At 46.9% G+C, this 23,856-nt stretch carries 18 protein-coding genes, 2 tRNA genes and 1 pseudogene; 12 read left to right on the plus strand and 9 right to left on the minus strand.

Annotated features, from left to right (window positions below):
• Nucleotides 1-9: 9 nt before the first annotated feature.
• Genes MCG98_RS06555 through MCG98_RS06570 form a run of 4 tightly spaced genes read left to right on the plus strand, consistent with a single transcriptional unit; the run spans nucleotide 10 to nucleotide 4,924 of the window.
• On the plus strand, nucleotides 10-1,710 hold the full coding sequence (locus MCG98_RS06555) for an iron ABC transporter permease (protein ID WP_240286244.1): 1,701 nt from the start codon (nucleotides 10-12) through the stop codon (nucleotides 1,708-1,710).
• Nucleotides 1,711-1,741: 31 nt separating this feature from the next.
• Nucleotides 1,742-2,866: an ABC transporter ATP-binding protein gene (locus MCG98_RS06560; protein WP_240301101.1), complete on the plus strand. Its 1,125-nt coding sequence runs from the start codon at nucleotides 1,742-1,744 to the stop codon at nucleotides 2,864-2,866.
• A gap of 26 nt (nucleotides 2,867-2,892) precedes the next feature.
• Nucleotides 2,893-3,774 carry a ribokinase gene (locus MCG98_RS06565; RefSeq protein WP_240301103.1) on the plus strand — a complete coding sequence of 294 codons (882 nt, stop codon included), beginning with the start codon at nucleotides 2,893-2,895 and terminating at the stop codon, nucleotides 3,772-3,774.
• A 34-nt stretch (nucleotides 3,775-3,808) separates the two neighbouring features.
• Nucleotides 3,809-4,924 carry an ABC transporter substrate-binding protein gene (locus tag MCG98_RS06570; RefSeq protein WP_240301105.1) on the plus strand — a complete coding sequence of 372 codons (1,116 nt, stop codon included), beginning with the start codon at nucleotides 3,809-3,811 and terminating at the stop codon, nucleotides 4,922-4,924.
• A 121-nt stretch (nucleotides 4,925-5,045) separates the two neighbouring features.
• Here the strand turns inward: MCG98_RS06570 and MCG98_RS06575 are convergent.
• Nucleotides 5,046-5,129: transfer RNA gene (locus tag MCG98_RS06575), tRNA-Leu, on the minus strand.
• Between the two features lie 220 nt (nucleotides 5,130-5,349).
• On the opposite strand from MCG98_RS06575, the gene MCG98_RS06580 reads away from it, so the two are divergent.
• Entirely contained in the window at nucleotides 5,350-5,982 is a 633-nt protein-coding gene (locus MCG98_RS06580) for a CatA-like O-acetyltransferase (protein WP_240301107.1), read from the plus strand.
• A gap of 33 nt (nucleotides 5,983-6,015) precedes the next feature.
• Here the strand turns inward: MCG98_RS06580 and MCG98_RS06585 are convergent.
• A tRNA-Leu gene (locus MCG98_RS06585) sits at nucleotides 6,016-6,099 on the minus strand.
• A gap of 262 nt (nucleotides 6,100-6,361) precedes the next feature.
• Between MCG98_RS06585 and MCG98_RS06590 the strand changes: the two genes are divergently transcribed.
• The 5 genes from MCG98_RS06590 (at nucleotide 6,362) to MCG98_RS06610 (ending at nucleotide 13,244) form a co-directional block, all read left to right on the plus strand.
• A complete protein-coding gene (locus MCG98_RS06590; RefSeq protein WP_240303384.1) occupies nucleotides 6,362-7,435 on the plus strand; it encodes a carbamoyl phosphate synthase small subunit in 1,074 nt (357 codons plus the stop codon).
• On the plus strand, nucleotides 7,435-10,635 hold the full coding sequence (gene carB / locus MCG98_RS06595; RefSeq protein WP_240301113.1) for a carbamoyl-phosphate synthase large subunit: 3,201 nt from the start codon (nucleotides 7,435-7,437) through the stop codon (nucleotides 10,633-10,635). The genes MCG98_RS06590 and carB overlap by 1 nt, the downstream gene beginning before the upstream one ends.
• Nucleotides 10,636-10,699: 64 nt before the next feature.
• On the plus strand, nucleotides 10,700-11,605 hold the full coding sequence (locus MCG98_RS06600; protein WP_240303385.1) for an undecaprenyl-diphosphate phosphatase: 906 nt from the start codon (nucleotides 10,700-10,702) through the stop codon (nucleotides 11,603-11,605).
• 18 nt (nucleotides 11,606-11,623) lie between these two features.
• On the plus strand, nucleotides 11,624-12,553 hold the full coding sequence (gene arcC / locus MCG98_RS06605; protein WP_240301115.1) for a carbamate kinase: 930 nt from the start codon (nucleotides 11,624-11,626) through the stop codon (nucleotides 12,551-12,553).
• A gap of 73 nt (nucleotides 12,554-12,626) precedes the next feature.
• Nucleotides 12,627-13,244 (plus strand): NAD(P)H-dependent oxidoreductase, encoded by a 618-nt coding sequence (locus MCG98_RS06610; protein ID WP_240301117.1) that lies wholly within the window; start codon nucleotides 12,627-12,629, stop codon nucleotides 13,242-13,244.
• Nucleotides 13,245-13,538: 294 nt separating this feature from the next.
• Here MCG98_RS06610 and MCG98_RS06615 read toward each other — a convergent pair.
• The 4 genes and pseudogenes from MCG98_RS06615 to MCG98_RS06630 form a co-directional block, all read right to left on the minus strand.
• Nucleotides 13,539-13,846, minus strand: a pseudogene (locus tag MCG98_RS06615) (hypothetical protein).
• Nucleotides 13,847-14,473: 627 nt separating this feature from the next.
• The gene (locus MCG98_RS06620; protein ID WP_240301119.1) at nucleotides 14,474-15,859 is read right to left on the minus strand and encodes a hypothetical protein; all 1,386 of its coding nucleotides are present in this window, start codon (nucleotides 15,857-15,859) and stop codon (nucleotides 14,474-14,476) included.
• A 12-nt stretch (nucleotides 15,860-15,871) separates the two neighbouring features.
• Nucleotides 15,872-16,753 (minus strand): ATP-binding cassette domain-containing protein, encoded by an 882-nt coding sequence (locus MCG98_RS06625; RefSeq protein WP_240301121.1) that lies wholly within the window; start codon nucleotides 16,751-16,753, stop codon nucleotides 15,872-15,874.
• Nucleotides 16,740-17,681 (minus strand): ATP-binding cassette domain-containing protein, encoded by a 942-nt coding sequence (locus MCG98_RS06630; protein ID WP_240301123.1) that lies wholly within the window; start codon nucleotides 17,679-17,681, stop codon nucleotides 16,740-16,742. Before MCG98_RS06630 ends, MCG98_RS06625 begins: the two co-directional genes overlap by 14 nt.
• A gap of 134 nt (nucleotides 17,682-17,815) precedes the next feature.
• On the opposite strand from MCG98_RS06630, the gene MCG98_RS06635 reads away from it, so the two are divergent.
• Nucleotides 17,816-18,400 (plus strand): TetR/AcrR family transcriptional regulator, encoded by a 585-nt coding sequence (locus MCG98_RS06635; RefSeq protein ID WP_240301125.1) that lies wholly within the window; start codon nucleotides 17,816-17,818, stop codon nucleotides 18,398-18,400.
• A gap of 124 nt (nucleotides 18,401-18,524) precedes the next feature.
• Here the strand turns inward: MCG98_RS06635 and MCG98_RS06640 are convergent, their stop codons facing one another.
• Nucleotides 18,525-18,794: a TnpV protein gene (locus MCG98_RS06640; protein ID WP_275891308.1), complete on the minus strand. Its 270-nt coding sequence runs from the start codon at nucleotides 18,792-18,794 to the stop codon at nucleotides 18,525-18,527.
• 214 nt (nucleotides 18,795-19,008) lie between these two features.
• Between MCG98_RS06640 and MCG98_RS06645 the strand changes: the two genes are divergently transcribed.
• Nucleotides 19,009-22,452, plus strand: coding sequence for a pyruvate carboxylase (locus MCG98_RS06645; RefSeq protein ID WP_275891309.1), 3,444 nt, complete (start codon nucleotides 19,009-19,011; stop codon nucleotides 22,450-22,452).
• Between the two features lie 67 nt (nucleotides 22,453-22,519).
• Here MCG98_RS06645 and MCG98_RS06650 read toward each other — a convergent pair whose 3' ends face one another.
• Entirely contained in the window at nucleotides 22,520-23,104 is a 585-nt protein-coding gene (locus MCG98_RS06650) for a TetR/AcrR family transcriptional regulator (protein WP_240286253.1), read from the minus strand.
• A gap of 135 nt (nucleotides 23,105-23,239) precedes the next feature.
• Nucleotides 23,240-23,848 (minus strand): TetR/AcrR family transcriptional regulator, encoded by a 609-nt coding sequence (locus tag MCG98_RS06655; protein WP_240301127.1) that lies wholly within the window; start codon nucleotides 23,846-23,848, stop codon nucleotides 23,240-23,242.
• Nucleotides 23,849-23,856: the final 8 nt, after the last annotated feature.

The raw sequence follows: 23,856 nt of genomic DNA on the forward strand, positions 1-23,856 counted from the left end.
GAATATCACATGCTCAAAAATGAAAGCAGAAATCAATTTAAGATGATGCTCAGGCAACCGGTCTTGCTCGCAGCCATTATTTTGATCCTGGCCATGCTCACACTCTTTATCATATATCCAATGGTAAATATCGTCCGCCTGGGGATGACCGGGGACGGTGGAGGCCTGACGCTGCAGAGATTTGCGGACATTCTGGGAAACAGTTCCTACATTAAGACGTTCTGGAACTCTATCAAACTGGCACTTATCGTTGCAGTCCTGGCAACATTGATCGGTTACATCTTTGCGTTTGCAGTCACCCGGACGGAAATCAGGGGGAAAAAGCTCTTTCAGACAGCTGCAACGTTGCCGATCATCTCACCGCCGTTCATTCTTTCGCTGTCGATGATCTTTTTGTTTGGACGGCAGGGACTGATCACAAAGGGATTGCTTGGCATCACGACTGCAAACGTCTACGGTCTGCACAGTCTGATCGCCGTGCAGACAATATCGTTTTTTCCGATTGCCTTTATGACATTGACCGGAATTCTCAGTGCGATTGATGATTCTGTGGAAGATGCGGCGTACAATATGGGGGCGTCCCGCGGGCATATCTTTCGCACCGTGACATTGCCGCTGTCGATGCCGGGAATCATAAGTTCCATGCTGCTGGTGTTCATACAGTCTCTGGAGGATTTTGCCAATCCGGCGGTGCTTGCCGGCAATTATTCTACGTTGTCGGTGGAGGCGTACCGGCTGGTTACAGGGATGTTTGATATGAACGGAGGCGCGGTTCTCGCCCTGTTTCTGCTGATTCCGACGCTGGCTGCCTATCTGATTCAGCGCTACTGGATTAGCAATAAGTCTTTTGTGACGGTGACAGGAAAACCCACACAGAAAAGAAGAAAGCTTCATGAGCCATATATCGTCTGGCCGTTGTTTGCTTTTTGCTCGCTCATTCTCATAGCCCTTGTGGTATTGTATGGGACGGTTCTCGCAGGTGCGGTGTTTAAAACCTGGGGAGTTGATTACAGTCTGACGCTTGACCACTTTAAGTATGTGCTGGCATCGGGATGGGATACACTGAAAAATTCTGTGATACTGGCGAGTATTTCTGCACCGCTGGCAGGTGTTATGGGGATGGTGATTGCCTATCTTGTTGTAAGACATCGCTTTTGGGGAAGGTCGTATATGCAGTTTTCTTCGATTTTAACCTTCGCGGTACCCGGTACCGTGCTTGGCATCGGTTATGTGTTTGCGTTTAACCAGAAGCCGCTGCTGCTGACGGGGACAGCCTTTATCCTGGTGATTGCTTTCTGTTTCAGAAACATGCCCGTCGGCATCGAGGCCGGAGAGACTACCCTGATGCAGATTGACAAAAGTATTGAGGAGGCGTCCACGATCCTGGGTGCCGGTTCGGGGACCACATTTCGGCGTGTGACATTGCCGCTCCTGAAACAGCCATTCTTTTCCAGCCTGGTATATTCTTTTGTGAGAGCGATGACGGCGGTCAGTACGGTGATTTTTATCATATCACCGAAATGGTCGCTCGCGACAACTAAGATCTTCTCGCTGTTTGAGTCCAGTAAATACAGTACAGTTGCGGCTTATATTATCATCATGATCGTGATCATTATGATTGCGATAGGAATTATCAATCTTGTTGTTGAGTTTCTTTTTTCACCGAAGCATCTGAGAAAAAGGGGGCGGGACAGGGAACAAACGGTATAATTAAAAATAGTGATAGTGGAGGAAATGGATTATGGCAGAAGCAAAAACAGAAAAGAATCTGCGCAGTACACGCTCCAGTGGCGTGCGGATGCTGGACCTTACAAAAGAATTTCAAGTTCCAGGCAGTAAAGACAAGACGGTGGCAGTCAATCATATTGATCTTAAAATTGAAAATGGCGAGATGATGACGCTTCTTGGACCTTCCGGGTGCGGAAAAACCACGACGCTTAGGATGATCTCGGGATTTGAGACACCGACAGGTGGTGAAATTTTCATCGGCAATCGTTCGGTGGAACAGATTCCGCCTAATAAACGCGATATTTCCATGGTGTTTCAGTCCTATGCGCTGTTTCCGCATCTGACGATTTTTGAAAATGTGGCGTATGGGCTGAAAGTCAAGAAGCTTCCCAGGGAGGAGATTCTGACTCGTACGCGGGACGTTATGGAGCTTATGCAGCTGACCACGATGGAGAATCGTTTCCCGAACCAGCTGTCGGGCGGGCAGCAGCAGCGTGTGGCGCTTGCCAGGGCTGTCGTCATAGAGCCCAGTGTTCTGCTGTTTGATGAACCGCTGTCCAATCTGGATGCAAAGTTGCGGGAGTATATGCGGGATGAGCTCCGTGCGCTTCAGAAGCAACTGGCTATTACCAGCCTGTATGTGACACATGATCAGTCGGAGGCTATGGCGATATCGGATAAAGTTGTCATCATGAAGGACGGGAATATCATGCAGCTTGGCTCACCAAAAGAGATTTATGAGTATCCTGCCAATCAATTTGTTGCAAACTTTATCGGCAAAGACAACTTCCTTCCCTGTATCTACCGGGGGAATGAGGGCGGCAAAGCAGTGGTTCTGATTGGGGACAGGCCGTATGCAGTGCCGAATCCCGGCAACGTTTCGGGACTCAAGAATGGAGATGCCTGTGTTCTGGGTGCCAGGCCGGAGTCTGTCAGACTGTCTGACACCGGAGGGGAACTTCAGGGGAGGGTTCGGCGTGTCACATACTACGGTTCCAAGGCGGAGTATGAGATTGTTATCAATGAAAGGCCTGTCATTGTAGAGATTTATAACCCGCAGATCTCAAAGCAGTTTGGCGAGGGGGAAACGGTGTACCTGAAACTGGATGCAGAATGTGTCCGTATCCTAAAAGACTAAAGGAATAAGAAGGGGGAAATACTTACATGAACTGTGATGTTTTAGCGATGGGTCCGTTGTCTCTGGATGTAGAAGAGCTGCGGCACAGAGGAGTAAAACGGGAGTATATCGGAGGTGCACTGCCTTTTGCGGTGCATGCTGTACACAGTGCGGGCAGAGAAGTGTGTGGACTGGTCAAATGTGCACCGGAGGATTTTCATATACTTAGGAATTTACCTGCCAAACAGATGTTTTTTTCGGTCTCCAAAGAGACGACAAAGGCAGAAGCGATTTATTATACGGAGAGTCAGGAGCGCAGAGATATTTTTATCAACGCACAGATTGACCCGATCGGCATTGCGGATATTCCGGATGTGGCGGCAAAAATATACCATATGGCAGGTATATATTATGGTGATTATGATGAAGCTCTGTTTACGTATCTTTCAGGGAAAGGAAGCTTGGCCTGCGACATCCAGTGCTACGTCCGTTATGAGGAAAACAGAGAAATCGTCTATCGTGACTGGGCGGAAAAGCGCCGGTATATTCCATATATCACCTACCTGAAAGCAGACGCCAGGGAAGCCCAGATTCTGACGGGCTGTGAAGACAGGGAAGAAGCGGCCAGGATCATTGTATCGTGGGGCGCCAGGGAAGTGATGATCACACATCACACGGAGGTGATTGTGTATGATGGAGTGAAGATGTACCGCTGTCCGCTGCGTCCGAGGGCGATCGACGGCCGCGCAGGGAGGGGAGATACGACCTTTGGCAGTTATCTTGCCATGCGCCTGGAGCAAGATATACCGAGTTCGCTGTTATATGCGGCAGCGGCAGTTTCACTTAAATTGGAAACAACGGGTCCGCTTAAGGCTTCCAGAAGCGAAGTGGTAGCTTACATGAAAGAGCGCTATGCTGAATTTTTATAAAAACCTTAAAACATTTGAAAGGAAGGAAAACAGTATGAGAAAAAAAACAATTTGGAAAAGTACCGCTGTGGCAGGGATGCTTGTGGCATCCCTGGTGTTGACCGGGTGTGGAAACAGCAAAGGTGAGGCTGACACGGGCACAAAAGAGAAAAAGAGCACCACTGAAGAGGCAAAGGAAGAGGTTCAAAGTACGGGCAGTAAAGAACTCACGGTATACTCAGCATATCCAGATGAGGAAAATGTAATTTACTTTGCCGCATTTGAGGAGGACACCGGTATCAAAGTCAATTATGTGCGGCTGTCAGCGGGTGAGCTGTTTGCACGGGTGCGTTCTGAGAAGGACAATCCTAACGCTGCACTGGTCCTGGCAGGCAATACAGATTACTATGAACTTGCAAAGTCAGAAGGGCTGTTCCAGGCCTATGAGTCCAAAGAACTGGAAAATGTCCGGGAAGCGATTAAGGATCCTGATAATCAATGGTTCCCTGCGACGGAGCACGCGATAGGATTTGCGTGCAATAAAGACTGGTTTGAAGAAAATAATCTGGAATACCCGAAAACATGGGATGAACTGCTGACGGACACCTACAAAGATCAGATTTCGATCTCGCATCCCTCCACGGCAGGAACGGGGTATACGATCTTTATGTCCATGGTTGAGAAACTTGGTGAGGACGGAGCATTCGATTACTATACAAAGCTTAAGAATAATCTCCGTCAGTTCACGAAGAGCGGAGCAGCGCCCGGAATGGAAGTCGCTCTGGGGGAAGCTGCGGTAGGAATTATGTTTGGAGACGATGCGCTGACCACTGCGGATCAGGGGTATCCAATTGAGGTCGTATATCCAGAAGATGAAACCGGTTATGAAGTTACCGGAATGGCGATCCTGAACGGTGCGCCCGAGGATCAGCTGGAAAACGCAAAGACCTTTGTTGATTGGATGCTGTCTGTCCGGGGACAGGAAATGTACCTGGAATCCAATGCGAACCGCACGCCGATCAATGAGAATGCCAGAGCAGTCGATGGCGCGGTACAGCTTTCCGAAATCAATCTGATCGAACACGACCCGGTATGGGCCAGTGAAAACCGGGAACGTCTGATCGAAGACTTTAACAACAAAATTGACAACCCTGAAAATGCTAAAAGCTGATATCAGGTGTTGGCTGACGCTTGACGGGCCGTAAAAAAACAGCGGAGATGATCACCCTGTGAGTGAGCATTTTCGCTGTTTTTACTGTCGTCTCCGGCAGTGAATTTCGGACAAAAAAAGATGCAGGAGATGGGACTTGAACCCACACGACATTGCTGCCACAGGCACCTGAAGCCTGCGCGTCTGCCAATTCCGCCACTCCTGCATATCTCTTAAATGCGTGCCTTAACGACTCGCAAGGTATATTGTATCTGGTTTGTCTGGAAATGTCAATCCCTATTTTACAGTTTTTTGACACAATAAGAAATAGAGATGTTCAGTGATGTTTTCAGGTATTGCGAATACTGTGAAAATAATATATAATCATCTATTTAGAACAGCTTTATTGAATCAGATCATAATATGTTAAAGAAAGAGAGATTTTGATGAATTACAAATATCTGGACATGGAAAGATATAAGAGAAAACAGCATTTTGAGTATTTTAACAGTCTGTCGTATCCGTACGTTGGATTGACGGTGAATGTTGATATTACAGATTTCATAAAAAAAGTAAAAACAAAAAAGCTGCCGTTTTTTCTCACCGTCTGCTATTGTGCGTCAAAAGCGGCTAATGGCGTCCCAGAATTCAGGCAGAGAATATTGGATCATAAAATTATAGAATTTGATAACTGCAAAACATCTCATACTGTGGCATTAGAAGATGGAACTTACTGCTATTGTACGCTTGACAGTCATATGCCTTTTTCAGATTTCCTGCCTTATGCCGAACGGGAACAGGAGATGGCAAGGCATAACCGAACGATAAATGAAGAAGAGGGTGCTGTATATGACAAAATATTTATCTCAACGCTGCCCTGGATTTCTTACACCGCTCTTGTCCAGCCTGTACCGGTTCCTGCAGACAGTAATCCAAGGATTACATGGGGAAGATATGTGGAGCAGGGAGATAAAACAGTGATGCCGGTTTCTGTGTTGTGCCATCATGGTCTGGTTGATGGGATGCATATTGCAAGTTTTTATCAGTTGCTTGATAAACAGATTAAGGCAATAAAATAATCCCTGTGTGTGCACAGGGATAAAATAAAAAGATGCAGGAGATGGGACTTGAACCCACACGACATTGCTGCCACAGGCACCTGAAGCCTGCGCGTCTGCCAATTCCGCCACTCCTGCATATCTCTTATAATGCGTGCCTGATCGACTCGCAAGATATATTGTATCTGGTTTGGGCTGAAATGTCAATCCCTATTTTCAATAAAATTCCTGCAAAAATGATGGGGATACGATGGAAACGCTGTGCATTCATGATGAAAAAGGTTGAAATGCGTGATATAATATGATAAACTCTTTTAGATATAAAAGAGCGCGTAAACTCTTTTTTTTTGCACATATGCACGGATTTCCGTGTTTTTTAAGAAAGGAATACGGTGGAATGATGAAAGCTTTTCTGATTTTAGAAGACGGACATGTTTTTTCGGGAACCAGCATCGGCTCCAGGAAAGAAGTGATCAGTGAGATTGTATTTAATACGTCGATGACCGGATATTTAGAGGTGCTGACGGACCCATCTTATGCGGGACAGGCTGTCTGTATGACTTATCCGCTGATCGGGAATTATGGCATCTCTTATGAAGACAGCGAATCGCTGCGCCCCTGGCCGGATGGATATATCGTAAGGGAACTATCTCGAATGCCAAGTAACTTCAGAAGCGAAGATACGATTCAGAATTTTCTGAAAAAATTTGATATTCCCGGAATCGCCGGAATCGATACGCGTGCCCTTACAAAGATCCTGAGGGAAAAAGGTACCATGAACGGTATGATCACGACGAACGAAAATTATAAGATAGATGAAATCATTCCTGAATTAAAAATGTACACGACCGGTAAGGTTGTGGAAAAAGTAACCTGTTCTGAAAAATCTGTGTTAAAGGGAAACGGCCCCAGGGTCGCTCTTCTCGATCTCGGTGCGAAAAACAATATCGCAAAATCCCTGAATCAGCGTGGCTGTCAGGTGACGGTCTATCCGGCACTTACGACGGCGGAGGAGATACTTTCCGGAGATCCGGACGGCATCATGCTCTCTAATGGTCCTGGCGACCCCAAAGAATGCACATCCATTATTACCGAAATTAAAAAAATATATGATTCTGATGTACCCGTTTTTGCAATCTGTCTGGGACATCAGCTGATGGCACTCGCCACAGGCGCAGATACTCATAAGATGAAATACGGGCACCGGGGAGGAAATCATCCGGTCAAGGACCTGAAAACAGGCCGTGTTTATATTTCTTCACAGAATCATGGTTATGTGGTGGATACCGACAGATTAGATCCTTCGATCGCTGTGCCGGCATTTATCAATGTAAACGACCGGACAAACGAAGGGCTTTCTTATATAGGAAAGAATATCTTTACGGTTCAGTTCCATCCGGAAGCCTGCCCGGGACCGCAGGACTCCGGTTACCTGTTTGATCGATTTATGGAAATGATGGGAGGTACAAAATAATGCCGAAGAATCCAGATATCAAAAAAGTGCTAGTGCTTGGCTCAGGCCCGATCATTATCGGACAGGCAGCTGAATTTGATTATGCGGGTACACAGGCCTGCCGTTCTTTAAAAGAAGAAGGAATTGAGGTGGTGCTTCTGAATTCCAATCCGGCGACCATCATGACGGATAAGGATATTGCCGATAAAGTATATATTGAACCGCTGACCGTGGAGGTAGTGGAGCAGCTGATCATGAAGGAAAGACCGGACAGCATCCTGCCGACACTGGGAGGACAGGCCGGACTGAACCTGGCGATGGCGCTGGATGAAACAGGATTTTTAGAGGAAAATGGCGTCAGGCTGATCGGCACAACGGCTCAGACGATCAAAAAGGCAGAAGACCGCCTTGAATTTAAGATGACGATGGAAAAAATAAACGAGCCGATCGCAGCCTCACAGGTTGTGGAAACGGTGGAAGACGGAATCGCATTTACCAATACCATCGGATATCCGATCGTTCTGCGTCCTGCGTATACACTGGGAGGAAGCGGCGGCGGAATCGCTCATAATGAGGAAGAACTCGTTGAAATCCTGCAGAACGGCCTTCGTCTGTCACGCGTGGGCCAGGTTCTTGTGGAACGCTGCATTGCCGGCTGGAAGGAAATAGAGTATGAGGTGATGCGTGACGGCCGCGGAAACTGTATTACGGTCTGCAACATGGAAAACATTGATCCTGTGGGGGTGCACACCGGAGACAGTATCGTTGTGGCACCATCACAGACACTGGGAGATAAGGAATACCAGATGCTCCGTACTTCTGCGCTGAATATCATCAGTGAGTTAAATATCACAGGGGGATGTAATGTTCAGTATGCACTGCATCCGGAAAGCTTTGAGTACTGCGTGATCGAAGTAAATCCGCGTGTGAGCCGGTCCTCCGCACTGGCATCCAAGGCGACGGGATATCCGATTGCAAAGGTTGCGGCGAAGATTGCGCTTGGATATACCCTGGATGAAATTCCGAATGCGATTACCGGAAAGACATATGCGAGCTTTGAGCCGATGCTGGATTACTGTGTTGTGAAGATGCCGCGGCTGCCATTTGACAAATTTATCAGTGCGAAGCGGACATTGACCACGCAGATGAAAGCCACAGGTGAGGTTATGAGCATCTGCAACAACTTTGAAGGCGCTCTGATGAAGGCGATTCGTTCGCTGGAACAGCATGTGGACAGTCTGATGTCCTATGATTTTACAGAGCTTATGGATGATACACTCCTGGAAGAGCTGGAGATCGTGGATGATATGAGGATCTGGAGGATCGCAGAGGCGATCAGGCGCTCGGTGGATGCGGAACTCATTCACGCCATTACCAAAATAGACCGCTGGTTTATCGACAAGCTCTCCATACTGGTTGAGATGGAGCAGGAACTGAAGACGCATGAGCTGACACCAGATCTGCTGACAGAGGCAAAGCGACTGGAATTCCCGGACCATGTGATCGCAGAACTGGCAGGAAAAGCTGTGGATGATATAAAAGCGATGCGAAAACAGAATGGCATCGTAGCGGCCTTTAAGATGGTTGATACGTGTGCAGCTGAATTTGCAGCGACAACGCCGTATTATTATTCAGTGCACGGCGGTGAAAATGAAGCTGTCCGCACAGAGGGAAAGAAAAAAGTCCTCGTGCTCGGTTCAGGCCCGATCCGCATCGGACAGGGCATTGAATTTGATTTCTGTTCGGTACACTGTACCTGGGCATTTGCAAGAGAGGGATACGAGACGATCATTGTCAACAACAATCCGGAAACCGTGAGTACGGACTTTGACATCGCTGATAAACTGTATTTTGAGCCGCTGACTCCTGAGGATGTAGAAAACATTGTGGATATTGAAAAACCGGATGGTGCAGTCGTTCAGTTCGGCGGACAGACAGCCATCAAGCTGACAGAGGCGCTGATCAACATGGGTGTTAAGATTCTCGGAACCTCCGCAGAAAATGTAGATGCGGCGGAAGACAGAGAACTCTTTGATAAGATCCTGGAGGAATGCCGGATTCCGAGACCGCAGGGGCATACGGTATTTACAGCAGAAGAGGCGAAAAGGGCGGCAAATGAACTCGGATATCCGGTGCTTGTGAGACCCTCTTATGTTCTCGGAGGACAGGGAATGCAGATCGCGATCAGCGACAACGATATTGATGAGTTTATCGGCATCATCAACCGGATCGCCCAGGAGCATCCGATCCTGGTTGATAAATATCTGGTTGGAAAAGAAATAGAGGTAGATGCCGTATGTGACGGCGAGGACATTGTGATCCCGGGTATTATGGAGCATATTGAGCGTGCAGGAATTCATTCAGGTGACAGTATCTCTGTTTATCCGGCCCAGAGTGTCAGTGAAAAGGCAAAAGAGACGATCGAAGAGTACACCAGAAGGCTGGCGAGGTCACTTCATGTGATCGGTATGATCAATATTCAGTTCATCGTGTGTGAGGAAGAAGTATATGTGATCGAGGTGAACCCGCGTTCCAGCCGTACGGTACCATACATCAGCAAAGTGACAGGAATCCCTATCGTACCGCTGGCTACGAAGGTGATTCTGGGACATAAGTTAAAAGATCTGGGTTATACGCCGGGGCTTCAGCCGGAAGCAAAACACATTGCCATTAAAATGCCGGTGTTCTCATTTGAAAAGATTCGTGGTGCGGACATCAGTCTTGGACCGGAGATGAAATCAACCGGTGAGTGCCTTGGAATTGCAACGACTTTTAATGAGGCACTGTACAAGGCATTTCTTGGCGCGGGGATCAATCTTCCGAAGCATAAGAACATGATCATTACTGTAAAAGACGAGGACAAAGAGGATGTGATCGCGATTGCGAGAAGATTCCAGGCAATCGGCTACCGCATCTATGCGACCAGAAGTACGGCCAAAGTACTGAATGCAAATGGTGTGGAGGCGATCAGAACCAATAAAATCGAACAGCCGTCACCGAACCTGATGGACCTGATCCTCGGGCATAAGATCGATCTTGTCATTGATACACCCACTCAGGGGGTGGAAAAAGCAAAAGATGGATTCATCATCCGAAGGAATGCCATCGAAACCGGGGTGAATGTCCTGACTTCACTGGATACAGCGACAGCACTCGTCACAAGCCTGGAAAATACAGATAAGAACAGGCTGACCCTGATCGATATCGCAACCATCGAATAGAATAATAGTCGAAGCCGGATACACATACAATTGATAAAAGGCAAAAATGCAGATTGGAGTAGTTGTGAGTTTTATAGAATTGTTAAAAGTTATCTTCCTCGGAATTGTGGAAGGGATTACGGAATGGCTGCCTGTGAGCAGCACGGGTCATATGATACTGGTAGACGAATTTCTCAGCCTGAAAGTCAGCGATGAATTCCTGCAGATGTTTTTGGTCGTTATCCAGCTGGGGGCGATCCTGGCGGTTGTGCTGATCTACTGGAACAAGCTGTGGCCGTTTCACAGAAAGCCCGCGGATGTGTCGGAGAGTTTCTGGCAGAACCACAGCGAGAACAGGCTGGTCGGCGGACTTCAGCAGTTTGCTGATAACCACGTGTCGATGAATAAGATCATTATGTGGCTGAAGATTGCGGTATCCTGTCTGCCGGCAATGATCATTGCAATTCCATTTAATGATTTCATTGAAAAGAAACTGAACAATTATGTTGTGGTAGCCATCATGTTAATTGTTTATGGTATACTGTTTATCATAATCGAGAATTATAACAAGCGGCGCAGGCCTAAAATGCGTAAAATCAGCGAGATTACCTGGACCACAGCGCTGCTGATCGGGGTTTTCCAGGTACTTTCCATCGTTCCGGGTACTTCACGTTCCGGAGCGACGATTATCGGCGGAATACTGCTGGGGACTTCCAGAAAACTGGCGGCTGAGTATACATTTTTCCTTGCGGTTCCGGTAATGTTCGGGGCGAGCCTGCTGAAGATCGTGAAGTTTGGCTTCAGTTTTACAGGCCCGGAGATCATTTACCTGCTTGTCGGGATGCTTGTCGCTTTTGTGGTTTCGATTTTCTGCATTAAGTTCCTGATGAGCTATATCAGGAAGCATGATTTTAAAGTATTTGGATGGTACCGTATTGTACTTGGTATTTTGATTTTGGGATACTTTGCAGGCAAAACGTTGTTTGCATAATTTATGGGAGGTTTTTAAATGGGTAAGAAAAATATCGTGGTGGCTCTCGGGCACAGGGCCCTTGGCGCCACGCTTCCTGAGCAGAAGGAAGCGACAAGAAGAACGGCGGAAGTCATTGCTGATCTGGTGGAAGCAGGGGCTGATATCGTGATATCCCACAGCAATGCGCCGCAGGTCGGGATGATCCATACGGCGATGAATGAATTTGGAAAGTCACATCCGAATTATACACATGCACCGATGTCTGTGTGTTCTGCGATGAGCCAGGGATATATCGGCTATGATCTGCAGAATTCCATTCGTGAGGAGCTTTTAAACCGCGGGATTTACAAGCCTGTATGTACTGTTCTGACACAGGTGACGGTGGATCCCTACGATGATGCATTTCATAAGCCGGTGAAAGTCATAGGGCGTTATATGACGGAAGAAGAGGCTGAGAACGAAGAAGAAAAAGGGAATTATGTGGTGAAGGAGGAACAGGGATACCGCCGTATCGTTGCGGCCCCGAGACCCCAGGAGGTTATTGAGATCGATTCAATCAAAGCTCTTCTTGCGGCAGGACAGATCGTGATCGCAGCAGGCGGTGGCGGTATTCCGGTGCTGCAGCAGGGAACACAGCTTCGCGGTGCCAGTGCGGTGATCGAAAAGGATTATGCCAGCGGAAAGATGGCGGATGCCCTGGACGCGGACGAACTGTTGATTTTAACAAGTGTCGAGAAGGTTTCACTCAGGTTTAACACAGAACACGAAGAACTTCTGGGGGAAATTTCTGTTGCGGAAGCAAAAGAATATATGGGGCAGGAACAGTTTGAACCGAACACCATGCTTCCAAAAGTAGAAGCGTCGGTAGAATTTGTGGAGAAAAAGAACGGCAGAAGGGCTGTCATCACTTCCATTGACAGAGCAAGGGAGGGTTACCTCGGCAAAACGGGGACAATCATCCGCTGACAGATCACACGCTAAGTCCATGGATTCCTCATGTGGGAATCCGTGGATTTTTCAATAGAAAGGGATTCATGATATGAATATTTTATTTATCAACAGCTGTATGAGAGAGGAGCAGTCCAGGACCCTGAAGATTGCACAGGCATTTCTGGATGGATTAAAATCCGGCAGTCCCGGGACTGTTATCACAGAGAAAAATTTAATGGACCTGAAACCGCCGTATTTGACGAGAGAAAGTCTTAAGGAGAGAAATGAACTTATTGAGAAAAAAGATTATTCCCATCCGATGTTCGACCTGGCACATGAATTTGCAAAGGCAGATGCCATCGTGATCGCTGCCCCGATGTGGGAGTTCAGTTTTCCCGCGGTACTGCGTTCTTATATTGAGAACATCTCAGTGGCAGGCATCACATTTCGGTATACAGACCATGGAAGCGAAGGACTGTGTAAGGCTGACAAGCTTTTATTCATCACGAGCAGAGGAGCTGATTTTGCAGAGAGCCCCATGAAAGAGTGTGAGATGGGGGAGCGTTATCTGCAGGCGGTGTGTGGAATGTATGGGATCGGTGAGATGACATGCCTGGCTGCGGACGGACTGGATGAATATTATATGAAAACGGATGTGATCGTTGCGGATGCCGTAAAACGGGCGAAAGAGCTGGCGTCAGGCTGGAAGACAGCTGAGAACAGTTGATACTATGGTGGAATCCCCCAAGCTGTAAGGTTAAGCCTTTGTTCAGTTCATCGGCATGCATAACAGCAGAGATGATATTGTCAACGCCCATTTCCCTTTCGGCAAAGTGAAATGCGTTCTCAAAGAATTTACGGGCATATTCAGCCACACGGACAATGGAACGGTCTTGTTTTTGCTTCATTGCGCTCTCCTTTCTTTGCAAATTTCGTTCTCCAATACAGATTTTCAATCTGTATTACCCACTAAGACACTTTCAGCCTTACGGCTGCAAAGATGTCAGTGGGCTCTGTGAGGCTAAGACCGCCGTGATTTATTTATCTGAGACAGATTGTTTTGCTTATTTGCATTATTGCTTGCCGCTTTCCGACGCTCATCTGAATACGGCTCAGTCAGGCGAAAGCAAAATCGCCCTTTTACCATCTCAAAAGACAACCCGCCGTCCGCAGTATCATCCGTCTGCCTGCACAATTCAGGATATTTCACAGAGTATGCCGACAGCCTTTTCTTGAGGTCGTTGTTATAGGTGGTGATATACACGATATTACTTGCTTCATCAAAAAATATCTCCGTTGTTTTTTGTTTTTAGTAAATCCTGTTTTCATTTTCTCAAATCCTTTCCGGCTGAAGTCTTTTGCTTCCCCTCCTCACTAATAGGAGAAGACAAAGGGGGGAAGCGGAACTGTTTTCGGAAATTCAGCCTAATTTTCAGAGATTTTTTAAGAGTGCTGATTTGGGCGTGTTTTTCTCTGCTCTAAAACCGAGAAAAACGCTGATTTTAAAGCAGAAGCATTTCAAACGATGAAGGAGTCCATAACCGCTGCTTCTGTTTAATAAAACACCGACTTTTCCGGCTCTTGACCGCAGTACCGGGGAACAGTATCCATCATTGAATCTGCTTGCAAACGGCATCAGAATGATACTGCTTTTATTTCCGATATTGCCTGTGGCATCATAATGCTGCCACTTAGTGCTTGCCGTTTTCTCCGAATACAGTTCCTGCCCGGGAATTTCACCCCAACGTTGCTGTGTTCGTATCTTCGCACAGTCATATCCCATTCGGACGGTAATTCAAAATAAAAGACAAGACAACTGCAGAACCGCACCCCAATCGTTATTTACAGTATACCATACTGCCTAACAATTGGGGTGCAGTTCAAATGCGTATCTCTTGTATTTTTTCATTTATTCATATTTGTTTTAAAAGCATATGAAAATCATTTCTTGTCTATCTATAGAGGCAAATCCTTTTTCTTAAACCATTGCAGCCCGACGATGTAGAGCACAACGCCGACTGCCACAAGCACCGCGAACTGGACGCCGTAAGTGCCGCCGCCTGTAATCGCGCCGGGATCGAACAGGCTGTTCAGCGAAAGGTATTTGAACCCGGACAGGCTTTCGCTGGTCTGCGCCACAATCTGGAAGATGAAAAAGGCAACGGGGATGCCTGCCCCAAACATGAGGGAATACTTGGAAAGGTTGAATATGCAGGAGAACACAAAAGAAATGCTGCTGATTGCAAACAGGAAAAGGAAGGCTCCCACATTGAGGATTAAATAATCTTTTATAGAAAAGTCGACACCCGCATCCAATTGAAGCTCATCGTTAGCCAACTGCATATTGACCATCAATACAAATGTCGCTTCAGGGAGTCCCGATTCATTTACGGCCACTGCCATGGCCTGAGGACTTTTTTTAAGCAAGCCCATGTCTTCGCTGAGATCAGAGACCTCCATGTCCAACATCTCGGCTGCCGCTGTCAAGCCGTACATCAGCTTGTTTTGCATCTCTTCCGTTTGTTTTGTGTCCGCCTGCTGCGCAAGCGTTGTTTCCAGTTGCGCGCGATATGCTTCTTCATCCATACCCGTCGCCTGTGCAGCCGCGTGCAGCGCTTCATCGTTTCCAAGAAGCAGCCCCGGATCACCGCTTACCGCAGCCGTGTCTGTTTCCAAAACATCGGCGGCCGCTTCATAGGCTTTGTCTGTCAACCTAAGACCGAGGTACGAAACATACACGTCTTCCTCGATTTCTCTTGTCTCCGCGCCTTCCCGAATGGCGTTCTCGTCGTTGAGAATCAGGTTCAGGTCGCCTTCCAGTTCTTCCGCGCTGATATTCATGGTCGTGGAAATCGCTTGCACGTCCGGCGTGTTCGTTTCACCGAATACGCCGCCGTGGACGGCCTGAACCATGGAAAGCCCTACAATGGTGACCGCCAAAATCATGGCCAGTATGGAGGTAACCAGGTATAATCCCTGTGTGGCCACAACCTTGCTCCGTTTGATGGGTGTTGACAGGGTATAGGCCATGGAGCCCTTGTCCACCTGGGACGCCACAAGGCTGTTGGCAGTTATAATGATGAAAATTAAGGGGAGGATGACCACAAGCATCCCATAAAAGCTAGACCCCAGCATCCCCAGCAGCGAGGTCATGTCGGCGGCGCGGTCACCTATCATGTCGCCCATGGGGGAGCTTCCCATCATGTCCATCATGCCCGACATGGCTTTGGGGTCGTATACCGAAATAATCACCGCGCTGATGGCACACAGGATCACGGTAAAGACAAGCCACAGCTTGTAGTTAGATTTCAGCGTTTGCTTAAAAACTGTTTTACTAAACATATTGTTTTCCTCCTACATCAGGCTCTTAAAGTAATCTTCAAGAGTGAATTTAATTTCCGATATGAATTTGACAGAATAATCCTTGAGAACATTTGTAAAAGCATTGATCTGTGTATCGTTCACCTTTACCAGCACCTGATTTTGCGTATCCCGCTTTTCATTAAGTTCAAAACGTTCCGATAAAAAGCGCTCATAATCGCGCCCCGAATAAAACTCTACTTTATATATCTTATCTTGACTGTGCCGAATCTCCATGGTGGATTTTACGTCGATGATTTTGCCGTCCTTAATCAGCGCCACCTTGTCGCAGGTATCTTCAAGCTCCTCGTACATGTGGGAGGATATAAAGATCGTTTTCCCTTTTTTCTTTTGTTCATTTAAAATATCGACAAACTCCGCGCGCATTAATGGGTCCAGCCCCGTAGTCGGTTCATCGAGAATAAGAATTTCCGGATCAGCCATGAATGCGGAGACAATTGCTGTTTTTTGTTTCATTCCCTTTGACATTCGTTTTAAATTTGCTGCCTCGTCGAGCTGTAATTTTTGAATGATGTTTTTTGCATAGGACAGATCGGAAAGGCCTAATAATTCCGCTTGGCGTTTTAAAAACTCCGTACCGGTCGGCGCGTCCGGGAAAGCAATTTCGCCGGGGATATATCCGACCCGCTTTTTGATTTCAGCGGACTGTTCCCAGCAATTCAAACCTTCGATGCAGGCATACCCTTTTTCCGGTTTTAAAAAACCCATCAGATGGCGTATGGTCGTGGATTTTCCCGCACCGTTGGTACCGACAAAGCCAAAAACCTCGCCTTGTTCAATGGAAAGGTCAAGATCAAAAATTCCCCGGCCGTTGCCATAATCTTTCGTCAGGCTTTTTATTTCAATGAGCGGCATAATTTTGCCCTCCTTCCTGCTGTGGGTTGCGGTCGTAAAAGGCCATAAAATAGTCTTCAAGGGTGAATTTGATTTCCGACATAAATTTTAATTGATATTCGGATATGGTGCCAAAATAATGGTTGATGTCCTGATCGTTTACCTGAATTTTCGCCTGGTTTCGGTGCCGTTTTACGGAGACCACCTCCAGCTTTCCGGGGTACTCCACCTCCTGGCGGAACCGCTCGAATTCGTCCTTTGTAAGGAATTCCAGCTTAAAGGTTTTGCTTTCGCTGTGCCGCAAATCGTCCGCCACCACGGTGGAAACAATTTTTCCGTCCTTAATAATGGCAATCCGGTCGCAGGTGGCGTCCACCTCCGAAAAAATATGACTGGAAAGCAATATGGTTTTGCCCCGCGCCTTTTCCTCCCGGATAAAGTCGATAAAAACCTCCTGCATCACAGGGTCAAGTCCTGAGGTTGGTTCGTCCAGAACAAGGATATCCGGGTCATGCATAAAAGCTGTTACAATGGCAAGTTTTCTTTTCATGCCAAGAGACATACGCTTTAATCCCCCGGAGGGGTCTAACTTGAATTTTCCGATTAGGTAATCGGTGTGCGTACTATCTGTAATACACCGCAATTCTGCCATCATTTTGATGAACTGTGTGCCCGTAAGCGACTCCGGCAGGGCAATCTCTCCTGGCAGATACCCCAATTCTTTTTGATTGATGTAATAATTGCTCCAGCTGTCTCTTTGGTTCACATAGGTGTATCCTTGCTGCGGGCGTGAAAAGCCCATAATGTGACGGATGGTAGTTGTTTTTCCCGCGCCGTTTGGCCCAAGAAATCCAAAGACCTCTCCCTTTTCAACGTCAAAAGAAACGTCAAATACCCCTCGGCCATGACCATAATCTTTTGTCAAGTTTTTAATTTCCATCACCGGCATACTGGTTTCCTCCTTACGAAAATTTGTACTTGAATCATACAACAACGTGTTGTATGATGAAAATATAGCTTATATTCGAATAGGAAACAACCATCAATATTTTATAATCTGTTGGATGACCAAGGGAGGATAACATGAATAAGCAGCCGGATGTGACAGAAAAAACAAGGTCAACGTTTATCAATGTGTTTTGCAGTCTCTATCAACAAAAACCGATTGAAAAAATCTCCATACAGGAGATAACGAAAATGGCAGGATACAACCGCAGCACTTTTTACCAATATTTTACAGATATCTATGATTTGCTGGAGTATATCGAAAACGATGTGTTGGAATATATGCGGAACAGTGAGCCGAAAAATTTAAACGACAGCCAATTAAACCACATGTTTATACAAAACATCGCCAGCTTATATGAAAAAAAGGGCGCTTATCTAAGCGCCCTTTTGGGGGATTACGGAAGTGTTCGCTTTGGTGAAAAGCTTAAAAACGAGATGGTCAAAAAGATGAAGAACATAAACTTAATTCTGAATGAGGATCTATACATGCCTTACGTTGTGGAATGCAGCTTATCGATGATCGTTGCAGCCTTTCGCCACTGGCAGCGCAGCGGCAAAAACATAACTTCAGATGATTTAGCCAGGTTTATAAGCAGTGTTCTTTCGGAAGGCACAATCACCTATGCAAAACGCTATTTGCAGGAACTAAATAAGCAATAACAGTCAAGAACAGGCTGCTTTCAAATGATTTTGCATCGGACATCAGATTGCTGATTCATCCGGATCATCTGCGGTCAGAAGCCACTGCAATCAGAGAAAAACATAAAAAAAGAAGTCAATCGCTTTAACAGCAATCGACTTCTTTCGATATTGTAAAGGTAAGACAAAAAGAATTATTAATTAGCTCTGTGTTTACTATTTCTGTTACGCTGCTGCGAATATTGTTCATTTGACCTACCCATATCATTTGGTTTTCCACCTTAAGTGTTTCGGTAACACTCTCTCGTTCCGCAATCTGCCTTACCAGCCGAGAAAGCATCTCGCTTGCTTGTTCATCGATTTCAGCGAGGTAGCTGTTCAACTTACAACTTGTGAGCAATTCCGTGTAAAACAATCTACGGTAATTCTAGATATACCGTAAGTGTCGTTGCGGCACCGTATCAAAAGCGGGTCCTCTGCTTTGTCTGTGATACATCAATCCTGTAAATCTGATTTCCGGATAAAAGGAGAAGGCTATATGATAAATATAGGGAGCAGATTGATCTACAATATAGTGTGAGATGTTAAAGATTGTGATCAATGCAATAAAATCAAGTTGGGAGGTAAAAATGAAAGAAATTAAAAAGTTTAAGCGTGTACTGGTTGCCAACCGGGGGGAGATTGCTATCCGCATTTTCAGGGCCTGCCATGAACTTGGAATCCGGACTGTGGCTGTCTATTCGGAGGAGGATAAGAATACGCTGTTTCGCAGTAAAGCGGATGAAGCCTATCGGGTTGGCAAGGGAAAGACTCCGGTAGGAGCTTATCTGGGGATTGATGAAATCATTGCCCTGGCCAGAGCGAAAGGTGTGGATGCGATCCACCCGGGGTACGGTTTTCTGGCGGAAAATGCTGATTTTGCCAGAGCCTGTGCTGATGCGGGAATTGAGTTTATCGGTCCGACAGCGGAGATGATGGAGCAGATGGGCGACAAGGTGAAATCCAAGCTGGTGGCTCACTCTGTGGGTGTACCGACGATTCCCGGCGTTGAAAAGGTAATTGAGACGGAGGAAGAGGCGCTCGCGGCCGCCAGAACCTGCGGATTTCCGGTGATGCTCAAAGCGGCTGCCGGAGGGGGCGGAAGGGGCATGAGAATCGTAAATTCAGAGGATGAACTTCTGCCGCAGTTTCGCAGTGCCCGCAGCGAGGCGGAAAAAGCATTCGGCATTGATGATATTTTTATAGAAAAATATCTGGAAAACCCCAAACACATTGAGGTACAGATTCTGGGGGATAAAGCCGGGAATATTGTACATCTGTACGAGAGAGACTGTTCGATCCAGAGACGGCATCAAAAAGTGATTGAGTTTACTCCTGCCCTCTGTCTGACAGAAGCCCAGCGGGAAGCAATATGTGATGACACGCTGAAGATCGCAAGAGCAGTATCATACCAGAGTGCCGGAACGGTAGAATTTCTGTTGGATCAGAAAGGAAATCATTACTTCATTGAAATGAATCCCAGAATCCAGGTAGAACATACGGTTTCGGAAATGGTAACAGGCATCGACATTGTTCAGGCACAGCTGTTTGTCGCTCAGGGCTATACACTGGACTCTGATAAGATAGGAATATCAGGACAGGAAAGTGTCAGCTGCCTGGGCTATTCGATTCAGTGCCGGATTACCACGGAGAATCCGGCCAATGATTTTATGCCCGATACAGGAGTGATCGAGACTTACCGGAGTCCTGGAGGAATCGGAATCCGCATTGATGGAGGAAACAGCTTTCAGGGGGCCCAGATCACTCCTTTCTATGACAGCCTGCTGCTTAAAGTCATTGCCTATGGCAGAAAGTTTGAGGATGTCCGGCGAAAAGCCATGCGTGCACTTCAGGAAACACAGATTAAAGGTGTGGAGACAAATATTCCGTTTCTGCTGAATGTACTGAATCATCCGACATTTGCTGCGGGAACCTGTGACACAGGTTTTATCGCCAAGAATCCGGATCTGCTGGATATTCAGAAGACCCAGGACCGGGAGCAGAAAGTACTTGCATTTCTGGGAAATAAGTACGTCAATGAAAGCAAGGGAAAGAAGCCATATTTTAATGTGCCGGTATTTCCAAGATTCCAGGAAAAAGAACTGGCGGGGCTTCAGGGTACCAGACAGCTTTTTGAACAGATGGGGGCCGGAAAGTTCCGGGACTGGATCCTGGACCAGAAGCAGCTTCTGATCACAGATACCACCATGCGCGATGCGCAGCAGTCACTGATGGCTACCCGGGTGCGGACCGTGGATATGGAGAAAATAGCGCCGGCGGTTTCCGTCTATGGGAAAGACCTCTTCTCACTGGAGATGTGGGGCGGTGCCACCTTCGATACGTCTTACCGTTTTCTCGGAGAATCCCCATGGGAGAGGCTGGACACATTGCGTGGGAAGATACCAAATTTGCTTTTCCAGATGCTGATCCGGGGCGCTAACGGTGTGGGATATAAAAACTATCCGGACAATGTTATCCGAAACTTTGTGCGGCAGTCCGCCGCATCAGGCATTGACCTGTTTCGTATCTTTGATTCGCTCAACTGGATTCCCGGGATGGAGGTGGCGCTGGATGAAACACTGAATCAGGGAAAACTTGCTGAGGCATGTATTTGCTATACAGGAGATATTCTGGATGAATCCAGAACGAAGTACAACCTGTCTTATTATGTAAGGATGGCAAAAGAACTGGAGAGACGCGGTACTCATATCCTGGGGATCAAGGACATGTCAGGCCTGTTAAAACCCATGGCAGCGGCCAAACTTATTGGCACACTGAAACAGGAGATTGGTATCCCTGTTCATTTACATACGCATGATACTTCCGGAAACGGAGTGGCCACAGTTCTGATGGCTGCCGAGGCGGGTGTGGATATCGCAGACGCTGCTGTCAATTCCATGAGCGGTCTGACATCCCAGCCAGCCCTGAACTCGGTGGCAGCAGCCCTGGAAAACAGTCAGAGAAGTACAGGCCTTAACATTGACGGACTGCAGAAAATTTCGGATTACTGGCAGGATGTAAGACCAGTGTATGCCGGATTTGAATCAGAACTGGTTACTTCTACCGCGGAAATCTATAAGTACGAGATTCCCGGCGGGCAATATTCCAATCTGAAACCTCAGGTGGAGAGTTTTGGGCTGGGTCACCGTTTTGAAGAAGTAAAGGAAATGTATCAGCAGGTCAATGAGATGCTGGGAGATATCGTAAAGGTAACACCTACTTCCAAAGCGGTTGGAGATCTGGCAATCTTTATGGTGCAGAACGATCTTACACCGGAAAATATATGTGAAAAAGGGGCAGGTATGGATTTCCCTGATTCCACGACATCATATTTTGAAGGCATGATGGGACAGCCTGAGGGAGGCTTTCCGAAAGAGCTCCAGAAGGTAGTACTGAAAGGAAAAACGCCGATTACGGTTCGGCCGGGAGAGCTGCTGCCGCCCGAGGATCTGGATGGTATCCGCGGGTATCTGAAGTCGGAACTGGGACTTTATGGCACGGACAGGGAAGTGATCAGCTATGCGCTCTATCCGAAAGTATTTGAGGATTATGTAAAGGGCCAGCGCCAGGAAGGCAATTTCCGGTATATGGGTTCAGATATCTTTTTTCATGGACTGGAGGAAGGGGAGACCTGTGAAGTAAAACTGAGTGAGGGAAGTTTCCTCATGGTAAAGCTTTGCGAGGTAAGACCTGCGGATGCCGAAGGTTACCGGGATGCTGTGTTCGAAGTGAATGGAAATCGCCGCAGTATCCGGATCAAGGATCTGGATGTGGCGGAAAATGCCCATAATGCGCTGCTGTATGCAGACCCGGAAAATCCCAGAGAGGTCGGAGCACACATCCCGGGGAACATCGTAAAAGTGTTTGTGAAAGAAGGAGAAAGTGTGACCGAAGGCCAGCCCGTGGCGCTGATTGAGGCCATGAAGATGGAAAGCAATATCCTGGCTTCAGCTTCCGGGCAGGCAGAGCGAATCTATGTATCGGAAGGGGAACAGGTAAAAGCAGGACAGATGCTGATAAGGCTTGGGGAGTGAAAAACGAACCGAATATAATACAGGACCCGGCAGATTTGTATTATCTGCCGGGCCCTGCCCTGTTTGTTCAGACTTTTGATATCCCTTTCATGGTCAGACGCACTGCATTGTCTACGATATCTACCAGGCTCCTGCCGGTTTCATCAAAACACCACAATGTCTCAGCCCCAAGCAGGGCGACGATTAATTCCTCTACATAGTGATCACTGGGTATGTCATCGCGCAGCTGATTTTCCAGCTTGCCTTTCTCGACTATTTTTTTCAGTACCCGAAGCAGAGTCCGGTCTCTGCTGATAAAATTATATTCAGGGAAAGAAAAAAAATTGGAGATCATTGCCTTTATGATTCCCTTTCCGTGGTCCTCGTGTTTCGTGTAGGCTATACGGATAAAATCCATCAGCATATCCGAAAAACATTCATCTTCCACCTGTTGATATATTCGTTCATACTGTTCATCTGCCATTTGGATATTATAAAAAATAATATCTGCTTTCGAATCAAAATATGTATAAAAACTTCCCTTTGCTACGTTTGCCTCGGTGGTAATATCTTCGATATTGACGTTGTTGTACCCTTTTTCATTGATGACCTTTAGTGCGGATTCATAGATCTTTTCCCGGGTTTTCAAAGCCATCTGTTTTCTCTTGGTCATATTGCTCATTTCATCCTTCTCAATTTCTATCTCCATTTTTTGATGAACTATACAGATAAGTTCTCAAAGAGTATACATGATTTCTTTTCTTCATGCAACAGTCAATTGGCTCGAAGATATATTCGGATTCCGGCATTATTTTACCATCATACCGAGAGCCATGGTGCGGATCGTCTCGACCATCATGTCGGCCAGACTCTGTCCGCCTGTGTCAAAACACCAGATGACTTCCACGCCCGCCATGGCGGAGAGCAGCTGGGATACACATTCGATGGCAGTCCGGCTATTGCTGACTTCTCCTCTGGCAATGCCCTTTTCTACTATGCGCAGCAGGCATCGGAACAGCGAGCGGTTCTGCCGGTAAAAATCATACTCCGGGAAAGAAAAATAGTTGGAGATAATCGCTTTGATGATACCCTTGCCGCGCTTTTCATACTCCGCATAGGAGAGGCGGATGAAATGTATGATTGTAGGCAGGAATGTTTCCTGCACTGTCTGCTGATAAGCCCATTCATAGATCGCATCTGAACGCTGGATGGTATCCAGTACGATGGTCTCCTTTGACTTGAAATACGTATAAAAACTGCCGCTGGCCACGCCGGCCCGGGAGGTAATATCCTCGATGGTAGTATTGCTGAAGCCCTTTTCATTGATAACCTCCATGGCAGCCTGGAAAATCCTGTCTTTGGTTGCCAGTGCCTGCTGCTGGCGTCTGGTTAATCTGATTGGATTTTTATTTTGCATATATGACC

This window comes from Ruminococcus sp. OA3 (assembly GCF_022440845.1).
Taxonomy (GTDB): Bacteria; Bacillota; Clostridia; order Lachnospirales; family Lachnospiraceae; genus Ruminococcus_G.

Excerpts from the sequence above, each read along its gene's own strand:
- MCG98_RS06555 (WP_240286244.1), top strand. The coding sequence starts at position 10 with ATGCTCAAAAATGAAAGCAGAAATCAATTTAAGATGATGCTCAGGCAA.
- MCG98_RS06560 (WP_240301101.1), top strand. The coding sequence starts at position 1,742 with ATGGCAGAAGCAAAAACAGAAAAGAATCTGCGCAGTACACGCTCCAGT.
- MCG98_RS06565 (WP_240301103.1), top strand. The coding sequence starts at position 2,893 with ATGAACTGTGATGTTTTAGCGATGGGTCCGTTGTCTCTGGATGTAGAA.
- MCG98_RS06570 (WP_240301105.1), top strand. The coding sequence starts at position 3,809 with ATGAGAAAAAAAACAATTTGGAAAAGTACCGCTGTGGCAGGGATGCTT.
- MCG98_RS06580 (WP_240301107.1), top strand. The coding sequence starts at position 5,350 with ATGAATTACAAATATCTGGACATGGAAAGATATAAGAGAAAACAGCAT.
- MCG98_RS06590 (WP_240303384.1), top strand. The coding sequence starts at position 6,362 with ATGAAAGCTTTTCTGATTTTAGAAGACGGACATGTTTTTTCGGGAACC.
- carB (WP_240301113.1), top strand. The coding sequence starts at position 7,435 with ATGCCGAAGAATCCAGATATCAAAAAAGTGCTAGTGCTTGGCTCAGGC.
- arcC (WP_240301115.1), top strand. The coding sequence starts at position 11,624 with ATGGGTAAGAAAAATATCGTGGTGGCTCTCGGGCACAGGGCCCTTGGC.
- MCG98_RS06610 (WP_240301117.1), top strand. The coding sequence starts at position 12,627 with ATGAATATTTTATTTATCAACAGCTGTATGAGAGAGGAGCAGTCCAGG.
- MCG98_RS06620 (WP_240301119.1), bottom strand. The coding sequence starts at position 15,859 with ATGTTTAGTAAAACAGTTTTTAAGCAAACGCTGAAATCTAACTACAAG.
- MCG98_RS06625 (WP_240301121.1), bottom strand. The coding sequence starts at position 16,753 with ATGCCGCTCATTGAAATAAAAAGCCTGACGAAAGATTATGGCAACGGC.
- MCG98_RS06630 (WP_240301123.1), bottom strand. The coding sequence starts at position 17,681 with ATGCCGGTGATGGAAATTAAAAACTTGACAAAAGATTATGGTCATGGC.
- MCG98_RS06635 (WP_240301125.1), top strand. The coding sequence starts at position 17,816 with ATGAATAAGCAGCCGGATGTGACAGAAAAAACAAGGTCAACGTTTATC.
- MCG98_RS06645 (WP_275891309.1), top strand. The coding sequence starts at position 19,009 with ATGAAAGAAATTAAAAAGTTTAAGCGTGTACTGGTTGCCAACCGGGGG.
- MCG98_RS06650 (WP_240286253.1), bottom strand. The coding sequence starts at position 23,104 with ATGACCAAGAGAAAACAGATGGCTTTGAAAACCCGGGAAAAGATCTAT.
- MCG98_RS06655 (WP_240301127.1), bottom strand. The coding sequence starts at position 23,848 with ATGCAAAATAAAAATCCAATCAGATTAACCAGACGCCAGCAGCAGGCA.